The organism is Streptomyces milbemycinicus (assembly GCF_002154605.1).
GTDB lineage: Bacteria > Actinomycetota > Actinomycetes > Streptomycetales > Streptomycetaceae > Streptomyces > Streptomyces milbemycinicus.
In genome coordinates, this window is record NZ_MUNE01000201.1 from 1 (window position 1) to 9,775 (window position 9,775).

Sequence of the window (9,775 nt, forward strand, 5' to 3'; positions counted from 1 at the left end):
CAGCACCGGCACCGGCGCCGGCACCCCCAAGGCCGCCATCCAGGCCGCCCAGTTGGAGAAGCTGGACCGCGGGCTGGTCAGCGTGCACACCGGCAACGACAACCTGGTCAGCTGGCGCTGGCTGGCCACCGACCCGGACGACGTCACGTTCAACCTCTACCGGGGCAGCGTCAAGGTCAACTCCTCCCCCATCACCACCACCAACTACCTCCACAAGGACGCCCCCAACAGCGCCGACTACACCGTCCGCGCGATCGTGGGCGGTACGGAGCAGCCCGCCTCGCCGAGCGCCGTGCAGTTCCGCTCCGGCTACTACGACGTGCCGATCTCGCCCCCGTCCAGCGGCTCGGACTACACCTACGAGGCCAATGACGCCTCGGTGGGCGATCTGGACGGCGACGGCGACCTCGACATCGTCCTCAAGTGGCAGCCGACGAACGCCAAGGACAACTCGCAGTCCGGCGTCACCGGCAACACCATCGTCGACGGCTACACCCTGCAAGGGCAGCGGCTGTGGCGGATCGACCTGGGCCGCAACATCCGCTCCGGCGCTCACTACACCCAGTTCCAGGTGTACGACTACGACGGCGACGGCAAGGCCGAGGTCGCGATGAAGACCGCGGACGGCACGGTCGACGGCACCGGCAAGACCATCGGCAGCGCCTCCGCCGACTACCGCAACTCCAGCGGCTATGTGCTGGACGGCCCCGAGTTCCTGACCATGTTCAACGGGCAGACGGGCGCGGCGGCCTCCACCGTCGACTACGTCCCGCCGCGCGGCACGGTGTCCTCGTGGGGCGACTCGTACGGCAACCGCGTGGACCGCTTCCTGGCCGGCACCGCCTATCTGGACGGCTCGAAGCCCTCGCTGATCGAGGCGCGCGGCTACTACACCCGTACGGTCATCAGCGCCTGGAACTACAGCGGCGGGCAGCTCACCCGCAAGTGGACGTTCGACACCAACAGCTCCACCAACAGCGGCAAGGGCTACGACGGGCAGGGCAACCACGCCCTGGCGATCGGAGATGTGGACTCCGACGGCAAGGACGAGATCGTGTACGGCTCGATGGCCGTGGACGACAACGGCTCCGGCCTGTGGACCACGAAGAACGGCCACGGCGACGCGGCCCACCTCGGCGACCTCGACCCGTCCCGGCCCGGCCTGGAGTACTTCAAGGTCGACGAGGACTCCTCCAAGCCGTCCTCGTACTTCGCCGACGCCAGGACCGGTCAGGTGCTGTGGTCCACCGCGGCGAGCGGCGACAACGGGCGCGGCGTGGCCGGGGACATCTGGGCGGGCAACGACGGCGCCGAGATGTGGTCGGCGAAGGACGACCAGATCCGCGACGAGGGCGGCGGCGCCAAGGGCCGCAAGCCGTCGTCGATCAACTTCCTGTCGTGGTGGGACGGCGACCCGGTGCGCGAGCTGCTGGACGGCACGCATATCGACAAGTACGGCACCTCCGCCGACACCCGGCTGCTGACCGGCTCCGGGGTGCACTCCAACAACGGCACCAAGGCCACCCCGTCGCTGTCCGGCGACATCCTCGGCGACTGGCGCGAGGAGGTGATCTGGCCGACCTCGGACAACAAGGCGCTGCGGATCTACTCCACGCCGTACGAGACCGACCGGAAGATCACCACGCTGCTGCACGACCGCCAGTACCGGGAGGCCCTGGCCTGGCAGAACACCGCGTACAACCAGCCGCCGCACCCCAGCTTCTTCATCGGCAACAAGATGGCGACCCCGCCGCGGCCGAAGATCGCCACCCCCTGAACGACCGTCCCCCGCACAGTTCCACCGGCACCACTCGCTCGATCAGTTCCATCCGCACCCCCCACGCATCACTGGAAACGAGGAGAGAGTGACATGGCAGTACGGGAACCGCGCACCAAGCATCTGAACAGGAAGCGGGCGATGGCCGGCCTCCTGGGCGCCGTCGCCCTCACCACGGGCGCCGTCACCACCGGTCTGACCCTCCCCGCCGCCTCCGCCGCCACCTGGCCCACGCCCAGCGGCACCCCCCAGGCGGTCACCAAGACCATCCCGGTCAGCGGGACCTTGGACGGCGGGATGAAGCGCTACTACGGCTCCGGCGACCTGGGCTCCGGCGGCCAGAACGAGGACCAGGACCCGCTCTTCAAGCTCTCCGACGGGGCCACTCTCAAGAACGTCATCCTCGGCGCCCCGGCCGCGGACGGCGTCCACTGTGAGGGCAGCTGCACCCTGCAGAACGTGTGGTGGGAGGACGTCGGCGAGGACGCCGCCACCTTCCGGGGCAACGGCAAGACGTTCAACGTCATCGGCGGCGGCGCGCGCAAGGCCGCGGACAAGATCTTCCAGTTCAACGGCGGCGGCACGCTGAACATCTCCAACTTCGCCGGCCAGGACTTCGGAACCTTCGTCCGGTCCTGCGGCAACTGCTCGACGCAGTACAAGCGCACCATCAACGTGAGCAACACGGAGCTCACCGCGCCCGGCAAGGTCGGCGGCGGGATCAACACCAACTACGGCGACTCCCTCACGCTGCGCTCGATCACCATCGTCGGCGACAGCAGCAAGAAGATCGTCCCGTGCCAGAAGTACATCGGGAACAACACGGGCGCCGAGCCGTCGAAGAACGGCAGCGGCCCCGACGGCACGTACTGCAAGTACTCCACCTCGGACATCACCTACAAGTGATCAACGAGCCGGGCTGACCGGCGGGACCGGCAGCTGACCGGGCCGGACTCGGCGTGCCTGACCCCGACAGGGACAGGCACGCCGGGTCCGGTTGCCGGACACTGAGACCCGTGAACACAGACACACCACCTGCCGAGCTGGGGGACTTTCTGCGCACCCGCCGCGCCCGTCTGCGGCCCGAGGACGTCGGGCTGGTCTCGTACGGGACCCGCCGCCGGGTGCCCGGGCTGCGCCGCGAGGAGCTGGCGCAGCTGGCCGGGGTGAGCGTCGCGTACTACACGCGGCTGGAGCAGGGCCAGTCGACGGGCGCGTCGGACGGTGTGCTCGACGCGATCGCCCGGGCGCTGCGGCTGAGCCCCGACGAACACGCGCATCTGCGCAATCTGGCCCGCCCGGCGCGGGCCGGGCGCCGTCCGGCGCCGCGCACCGAGACCGCCCGGCCGAGCACCCGGCTGCTGGTCGAGGCCATGGCCGCGGTGCCCGCGCTCGTGCTGACGGCCCGGTTCGACGTACTGGCCTGGAACCCGCTGGGGCACGCGCTGCTCGCCGGGCATCTGGCCGCCGACAGCCCGCAGCGCCCCGCGGACCGTCCCAACACCCAGCGGCTGCTCTTTCTGGACCCGCACACCCGCGAGCTCTACCCCGACTGGGAGGGCGAGGCGCCGCGCGCGGTGTCCGCGCTGCGGGTGGCGGCGGGCGAGTACCCCGACGACCGGCGGCTCGCGGAGCTGATCGGCGAGCTGTCCATGAAGAGCGCCGAGTTCGCGGCGCTGTGGTCGCGCCACCCGGTGCGCAAATGCGCCTTCGGCATCAAGTCCTTCCACCACCCGCTGGTCGGGCCGATGGAGCTGACCTTCGAGATGACGCGGCTGCCGGACTCCTCGGGACAGTGCCTGATGATGTACGGCGCGGAGCCGGGCTCCTCGTCGGAGGCGGCCCTGCGTCTGCTGGCGGCAGGGGTGGCGTCGGCAACGGCAACGGCCGGGACGTCAGCGGCAGCGGCGACCCCCTCCCCGTGACCGATCTGGCCGATTTAGCCCCCCAAAGCGGTCTTGTCCCGATCCTCCTCCCCACGAGAGGCTGACGCCGTCGCATTGGGGAGGGACGGGGAGGGGATCGATCCATGCCGCATACGAGCGCCGGCTTCCGGCGCCGGGCCTGGGCCGTCGTCGCGGGCATCACCGCGGCGGTCCTGGGGGCCGCGATGCCGTCGGCGGCGGCCGCGAAGGCGGACACGGCCGCCAGGGCGGACACGGCGGCCACAGCGGCCACGGCGGACGGCAGCTACATCGTCACGCTGAAGAAGGGGGCGCAGGGCCTCCGCGCGGACTCCGAGGGGGGCAGGAAGCTCGCCGCGCGCTACGGGGCGAGAATCAGCCGTACGTACAGCACGGCGCTGAACGGCTACGCGGTGCGGGCGAACGAGACACAGGCCGAGCGGCTGGCGGCCGACCCGCATATCGCCTCCGTCACGCCGGACGCCCAGGTGTCACTGCGCACCCGGCAACAGCACAGCCAGCAACACCCCCAGTCATGGGGCCTGGACCGGATCGATCAGCCGGACCGCACGCTCGACGCGTCGTACACCTCGCCGCGCAGCGCCGGCCGGGGCACGACGATCTACGTCCTGGACACCGGTGTGCGCACCACACACCGGGACTTCGCCGGCCGGGCCCGCTCGGGCTGGGACTTCGTGGACAACGACGCGGTCGTCGAGGACGGCAACGGCCATGGCACGCATATCGCGGCCACCGCCGCCGGGTCGGCGTACGGGGTGGCGAAGCGGGCGGACATCGTCGCGGTCAAGGTGCTGGACGATACGGGCCAGGGCACCAGCGCCCAGGTGCTGGCCGGGCTCGACTGGGTGATGAAACACGCCCACAAGCCCGCCGTGGTCAATCTGAGTCTGGGCGCCACACAGGACGCCCCCATCCCGGAGTGGGACGAGGCGGTACGGTCCGGCATCGCGTCCGGCCTCACCTTCACAGTGGCGGCGGGCAATCAGGACCGCTCAGCGGGCTCGTACTCCCCGGGCCGGGTGGCGGGCGCCATCACGGTCGGTTCGACGGGCCGGGACGACCGCCGTTCGGCCTTCTCCAACTGGGGCCCGGCGGTTGACCTGTTCGCGCCCGGGGAGCGGATCGTCTCGGCGTCGAACACGAGCGACACGGGGACGAAGGTCATGTCGGGCACCTCGATGGCCGCCCCGCACGCGGCCGGTGCTGCCGCGCTGTATCTCGCGGACCATCCACGGGCGACCCCGGCCCAGGTGAGTGCGGCGCTGACGGCCCATGCGGCCAAGGGCAAGGTGCGGAACGCGGGGACCGGTTCGCCGAACCGCCTCCTCCAGGTGGGCAACTGACAGACGGGCAACTCACGGCAAAATATTGGCCCCGTACGGTTCGTGTTTCACGGACCGTACGGGGCCGAGCGCGTTACGCACGGGAAGTTAACGGGAACCCGGATTGTCCCCCCGCGCCGCAGGGGAAGGCTTTCCGAACACGCCCCCCATGGCCGACCCCATCCGCCCACCAGAGTGAACGCGGACAGGAGCTGTCATGCCCGCAACCCGCCGCAAGGCGGCACAACCGATACAAAGGACAAAAGCCGCCAAAGAATATACGCCCGCAACGCCGTCAGGTGATCCTATGATCGGTCGCATCCCCGTCCTGGACATCCGCCCGCTCATCGACTGCGGCCGTCGCCCCGCGAAGGCGGTGGTGGGCGAGAGTTTCGAAGTGAGCGCCACCGTGTTCCGGGAGGGCCACGACGCGGTCAGGGCCAATGTGGTCCTGCGCGACCCGGCGGGCCGCTCGGGACCCTGGACACCGATGCACGAACTCGCCCCGGGCACCGACCGCTGGGGCGCCGAGGTCACCCCGAGCGCGCAAGGCCGCTGGTCGTACACGATCGAGGCGTGGAGCGACCCGATCGGCACCTGGCGCCACCACGCCACCGTCAAGATCCCCGCAGGGATCGACACCGATCTGGTCCTGGAGGAGGGTGCGCGACTGCATGAGAGAGCGGCGGCGGGTGTCCCCAAGAACGACGGCCGGGAGGCGGTGTTGCGGGCCGTCGACGGGCTGCGCGACGAGCGGCGCCCGGTCGCCGACCGGCTCGCCGCCGCCCTCGCCCCCGATGTGACGGACGTCCTCGGCCGCCACCCGCTGCGCGAACTGGTCACCGCCTCCCGCCCGATGCCCCTCCTGGTGGAGCGGGAGCGCGCGCTGTTCGGGTCCTGGTACGAGCTGTTTCCGCGCTCGGAAGGGGCCAGGGTCGCCGAGGACCGGCGGCCGCTGAGCGGTACGCTGCGCACCGCCGCCGAGCGGCTGCCCGCCATCGCGGCCGCGGGCTTCGACGTGGTCTACCTCCCGCCGATCCACCCCATCGGCACCTCGTACCGCAAGGGCCCCAACAACGCGCTCTCGGCGGGCCCGTACGACGTCGGCTCCCCCTGGGCGATCGGCTCCGCCGCCGGCGGCCACGACGCGATCCACCCCGACCTCGGCACCCTCGACGACTTCGGGCACTTCGTGGAGCGCGCCCGCGAACTGCGCATGGAGGTCGCGCTCGACTTCGCCCTCCAGTGCTCGCCCGACCACCCCTGGGTGGACAAGCACCCCGAGTGGTTCCACCGACGCGCCGACGGCACCATCGCGTACGCCGAGAACCCGCCCAAGAAGTACCAGGACATCTACCCCATCGCGTTCGACACCGACTTCACGGGGCTGGTCCGCGAGACCGAGCGGGTGCTGCGCTTCTGGATGTCCCACGGGGTGCGGATCTTCCGGGTGGACAATCCGCACACCAAGCCGGCGGTCTTCTGGGAGAAGGTGATCGGCGACATCAACCGGACCGACCCCGATGTCATCTTCCTCGCCGAGGCCTTCACCCGGCCGGCCATGATGCACACCCTCGGCGCCATCGGCTTCCAGCAGTCGTACACGTACTTCACCTGGCGGAACACCAAACAGGAGCTCACCGACTACCTCACCGAGCTCTCCGGGGAAGCGGCCGGATACATGCGGCCCAACCTGTTTGTGAACACCCCGGACATCCTGCACGCCTACCTCCAGGACGGCGGTCGCCCCGCCTTCGAGGCGCGGGCCGTGCTGGCCGCCACGCTGGCCCCCACCTGGGGCGTCTACGCGGGCTACGAGCTGTGCGAGAACGCCCCGCTGCGCCCGGGCAGCGAGGAGTACCTGGACTCCGAGAAGTACCAGCTGCGGCCGCGCGACTGGGAGGCCGCCGAGCGCGCGGGACGTACCATCACACCGCTGCTCACCTGCCTGAACCGGCTGCGCCGCCGCCACCCCGCCCTGCGCCAACTGCGCAACCTGCGATTCCACCACGCCGACAACGACTCTGTCATCGCCTACTCGAAGCGAACGGGCGACTCGTGCGTGCTCACGGTCGTCAACCTGGACCCCCACCACACCCAGGAGGCGACGGTCTCGTTGGACATGCCGGAACTCGGCCTCGACTGGCATGAGTCCGCCCCGGTGCGCGACGAGCTCACCGGCGAGACCTATCACTGGGGCAGGGACAACTATGTGCGCCTGGAGCCCGGCCGCCCAATGGCTCCCGCGCATGTGCTGTCCCTGCGACCGTCCTCACCGATCGGAGGGTCACCCACATCATGATCTTCAACGAGCCCGTCCCGGACAAGTTCGAGGACACTCCGGCCAAGGACCGTGATCCCGACTGGTTCAAGCGCGCCGTCTTCTACGAGGTGCTGGTGCGCTCCTTCCAGGACAGCAACGGCGACGGCGTCGGCGACCTCAAGGGACTCACCGCCAAACTCGACTATCTGCAGTGGCTGGGCGTGGACTGTCTGTGGCTGCCGCCCTTCTTCGCCTCCCCGCTGCGCGACGGCGGCTACGACGTGTCCGACTACACCGCCGTACTGCCGGAGTTCGGGGACCTCGCCGACTTCGTCGAGTTCGTGGACGCCGCCCATCAGCGCGGTATGCGGGTGATCATCGACTTCGTCATGAACCACACCAGCGATCAGCACCCGTGGTTCCAGGAGTCCCGCACCGACCCGGAGGGTCCGTACGGCGACTACTACATGTGGGCCGACGACGACAAGCAATTCCAGGACGCCCGGATCATCTTCATCGACACCGAGGCGTCCAACTGGACCTTTGACCCGGTACGCAAGCAGTACTACTGGCACCGCTTCTTCTCGCACCAGCCGGACCTCAACTTCGAGAACCCCGCCGTCCAGGAGGAGGTACTGGCCGCCCTGCGCTTCTGGCTGGACCTGGGCATCGACGGCTTCCGGCTGGACGCCGTACCGTATCTGTACGCGGAGGAGGGCACGGACTGCGAGAACCTGCCCCGCACCCACGACATGCTGAGGCGGGTCCGCGCCGAGATCGACAGACACTACCCGGACACCGTGCTGCTCGCCGAGGCCAACCAGTGGCCCGAGGACGTCGTCGACTACTTCGGCGACTTCACCAAGGGCGGCGACGAATGCCACATGGCCTTCCACTTCCCGGTCATGCCGCGCATCTTCATGGCCGTACGGCGCGAATCCCGCTACCCGGTCTCGGAAATCCTCGCCAAGACCCCCGCCATCCCCTCCGGCTGCCAGTGGGGCATCTTCCTGCGCAACCACGACGAGCTGACGCTGGAGATGGTCACCGACGAAGAGCGCGACTACATGTACGCGGAGTACGCCAAGGATCCCAGAATGCGCGCCAACATCGGCATCCGCAGACGACTGGCGCCCCTCCTGGACAACGACCGCAACCAGATCGAGCTGTTCACCGCGCTGCTGCTGTCCCTGCCCGGCTCGCCGATCCTCTACTACGGCGACGAGATCGGCATGGGCGACAACATCTGGCTCGGCGACCGCGACGCCGTACGCACCCCCATGCAGTGGACCCCCGACCGCAACGCGGGCTTCTCCTCCTGCGACCCCGGGCGGCTGTTTCTGCCCACGATCATGGACCCGGTCTACGGCTACCAGGTCACCAATGTCGAAGCGGCCATGAGCAGCCCGTCCTCGCTGCTGCACTGGACCCGGCGGATGATCGAGATCCGTAAGCAGAACCCGGCCTTCGGGCTTGGTTCCTTCACCGAGCTGTCCTCCTCCAACCCGGCCGTCCTCGCCTTTCTGCGCGAGGCCCCGCCGACGGAGGACGGCGGGGACGACCTCGTGCTGTGCGTGAACAACTTCTCGCGCTTCGCCCAGCCCACCGAGCTGGATCTACAGGCCTTCAGCGGCCGCCACCCGGTCGAGCTGATCGGCGGCGTCCGGTTCCCCGCCATCGGAGAACTCCCGTATCTGCTGACGCTCGCGGGCCACGGCTTCTACTGGTTCCGGCTGCGGGCGGGCGACGCGGCGGGCCACTGGACGGGCTGAACAGACTGACGGGCTGAACGGCACGCTCGCCGTTCTCGTCCGTACGCGTCCGCCTCGGGCGCGTACGGGCGTTTTCGGCACCACATCATGGGCAGCCTCCCTACTACCGCACGGGCGGAGCAGATCGCGTACTCGCCGTACGGACGATCCTCGCCCGACACGTCCCGCACCGTCGCACAGTCAATGCCGCAATCCGGGACACTTTGCCCTGATCTGTCGTGTGCCCGGGGAAAGGACGCGACGCCATGCCGGAAGCTTCATTCTCCCGGGGGGCCTCCCCGGGGGCACAGCAGCCGCCGACCGCCGTACCGCGGGCCGACCCCCCGCCGTCCGCCATCCGCGCCACCGCGGCCGCGGGCCCCGCCGGGCTGCTCGCCTCCCTCGCCCCGCTGCTCTCGGAATGGCTGCCCCGGCAGCGCTGGTTCGCGGGCAAAGGCCGTCCGGTCACCGGATTCGCCCTCGTCTGCGCGACCGAGCTGCTGCCGTGTGCGACCAGCGGCACCACGCCCGGCCTGCTCCATCTGCTCATCCGCGCCCAGCAGCCCGAGCCGCCCGGCCACCGGCACGGCTCCGGCTGCGGACACCGGCGCGGCGCGGCGGCCAGCGACTGCTACCAGATCCTCCTCGGCGTGCGCGCCACCCTCCCGCCCCACCTCGCCCCCGCCCTCATCGGCCGCCCCAGCGGCGGGCCGCTGCACGGCCGGACCGTCTACGAG

The 9,775-nt window shown here is 70.0% G+C and carries 7 protein-coding genes; all 7 read left to right on the top strand.

The features are described from left to right. Positions 1-1,777, top strand: a 1,777-nt coding sequence (locus tag CCN51_RS17585; protein WP_107426000.1) for a rhamnogalacturonan lyase, incomplete at its 5' end; no start/stop codon positions are given. Positions 1,778-1,870: 93 nt separating this feature from the next. Then, complete coding sequence (locus tag CCN51_RS17590; RefSeq protein ID WP_014176277.1) at positions 1,871-2,683, top strand: pectate lyase; 813 nt, start codon at positions 1,871-1,873, stop codon at positions 2,681-2,683. A gap of 110 nt (positions 2,684-2,793) precedes the next feature. Beyond that, a complete protein-coding gene (locus CCN51_RS17595; RefSeq protein WP_014176278.1) occupies positions 2,794-3,702 on the top strand; it encodes a helix-turn-helix domain-containing protein in 909 nt (302 codons plus the stop codon). A 104-nt stretch (positions 3,703-3,806) separates the two neighbouring features. Continuing rightward, on the top strand, positions 3,807-5,045 hold the full coding sequence (locus tag CCN51_RS17600) for a S8 family peptidase (RefSeq protein WP_014176279.1): 1,239 nt from the start codon (positions 3,807-3,809) through the stop codon (positions 5,043-5,045). Between the two features lie 286 nt (positions 5,046-5,331). Next, positions 5,332-7,326, top strand: coding sequence for an alpha-1,4-glucan--maltose-1-phosphate maltosyltransferase (locus CCN51_RS17605; RefSeq protein WP_014176280.1), 1,995 nt, complete (start codon positions 5,332-5,334; stop codon positions 7,324-7,326). Next, positions 7,323-9,059, top strand: a complete 1,737-nt coding sequence (gene treS, locus CCN51_RS17610; RefSeq protein WP_014176281.1) for a maltose alpha-D-glucosyltransferase — start codon at positions 7,323-7,325, stop codon at positions 9,057-9,059. The genes CCN51_RS17605 and treS overlap by 4 nt, the downstream gene beginning before the upstream one ends. A 245-nt stretch (positions 9,060-9,304) precedes the next feature. Further along, the coding region (locus tag CCN51_RS17615) for a maltokinase N-terminal cap-like domain-containing protein (RefSeq protein WP_425444764.1) at positions 9,305-9,775 on the top strand (471 nt) is incomplete at its 3' end.